This window comes from Rhizobacter sp. P2_D12 (assembly GCF_056404395.1).
Genome location: NZ_JBFUEB010000262.1, coordinates 1 through 1,980, shown reverse-complemented (window position 1 = coordinate 1,980; position 1,980 = coordinate 1). Strand labels below are relative to the sequence as shown.

The window sequence follows — 1,980 nt, the reverse complement described above, 5'->3', positions numbered from 1 at the left end:
GCGCAAGTCGGTGCGCTCACCAGCGACCAGATGCCCAACATCGAGTCCGCCGACCTGCGTGCCATCAGCACCGCCGGCATCCGCGGCCTCAACAGCGACCAGTTCGCCGCGCTGACCTCGGACCAGATCGCCTCGCTGACCACCGGCCAGGTGGCTGCACTGACGACCACGCAGATCGCCTCGCTGGCCTCCGACGACCTGAACGCGCTGAGCACCACCCAGTTCGCCGCGATGTCGTCGACGCAACTCGCGTCGCTGACGACCGACCAGATCCCGCACCTGGAATCCGCCGACCTGCGCACGCTGAGCACCGCTGCGCTGAAGGGCTGGAGCACCGCGCAGATCGACGCCCTCACCTCCGACCAGATGGGCCAGCTGACGACCGCGCAAGTGGCCGGCCTGACGACCGCCCAGCTGTCCAACCTGGTCACCGACGACCTCAACGCGATGAACACCGCGCAGTTCGCTGCGCTGTCCACCGCCCAGGTCGCCTCGCTGACCGCCAGCCAGATCGCCGGCCTGCAATCCGATGACCTGCGTGCGCTGGGCACCGCGCAATACGCCGCGATGACCTCGACCCAGGTCGGCGCGCTGACCAGCGACCAGTTGCCGAACCTCGAATCGGCCGACCTGCGGGCCATCACGACCGCCGCGCTGCGCAACCTCAGCACCGACCAGCTGGCCGCGCTGACCTCCGACCAGATGGCCCAGCTGACGACCGCGCAAGTGGCCGCGCTGACGTCCACGCCGCAGGTCGATGGCCTGTCGAGCAACAACCTGAACGCGCTGTCGACTGCCCAGTTCGCCGCGATGACCACCGCCCAGGCGGCAGCCATCACGACGACCCAGATGTCCACGCTGGAAACCGCCGACCTGCGCGCGCTGAGCACCGCCGCGATCCGCGCGCTGTCGAGCGACCAGCTACAGGCCCTGAACTCCGACCACATGGCCGCGCTGACGACGGCCCAGGTGGCCGCGCTGACGACCAGCCAGGTCTCGCACCTGACGACCGAGGACCTGAACGCCCTCGGCACCGCGCAGATCGCCGCGCTGTCGACCGCCCAGGTCGCTTCGCTGACGGCCACGCAGATCGCCGGCATGCAATCCGATGACCTGCGCGCGCTGGGCACCGCCCAGTACGCCGCGCTCGGCACGGCGCAGGTTGCCGCACTGACCACCGACCAGCTGCCGAACCTGGAGTCCGCCGACCTGCGTGCGATCAGCACCGCGGCGCTGCGCCAGCTGAACTCGGACCAGCTCGGTTCGTTGACCAGCGACCAGTTCGCCGCGCTGACGACCGGCCAGGTCGCCGCACTGACGACGACCCAGCTCGCCTCGCTGGCCTCCGACGACCTGAACGCACTGACGACCACGCAGTTCGCCGCGCTGTCGACCACGCAGGCCGCCGCGCTGACGACCGACCAGATCCCGACGCTCGAGTCGGCCGACCTGCGTGCGCTGAGCACCGCCGCGCTGAAGGGCTGGACCACCGCGCAGATCGACGCGCTGACCTCCGACCAGATGGGCCAGCTGACGACCACCCAGGTCGCCGGCCTGACGACCGCCCAGCTGTCCAACCTGGTCACCGATGACCTGAACGCGCTGAACACCGCGCAGTTCGCCGCGCTGTCCACCGCCCAGGTGGCCGCGCTGACGCCCAGCCAGATCGCCGGCCTGCAATCCGAYGACCTGCGTGCCCTGGGCACCGCRCAATACGCCGCGATGACCACCGCGCAAGTCGGTGCGCTCACCAGCGACCAGATGCCCAACATCGAGTCCGCCGACCTGCGTGCCATCAGCACCGCCGGCATCCGCGGCCTCAACAGCGACCAGTTCGCCGCGCTGACCTCGGACCAGATCGCCTCGCTGACCACCGGCCAGGTGGCTGCACTGACGACCACGCAGATCGCCTCGCTGGCCTCCGACGACCTGAACGCGCTGAGCACCACCCAGTTCGCCGCCCGCGATGTCGTCGACGCA

The 1,980-nt window shown here is 70.1% G+C and carries 1 pseudogene; it reads left to right on the top strand.

Annotated features, from left to right (window positions below):
• Positions 1-1,980, top strand: a pseudogene (locus AC1DYN_RS32270) (heme utilization protein); the annotation flags it as partial.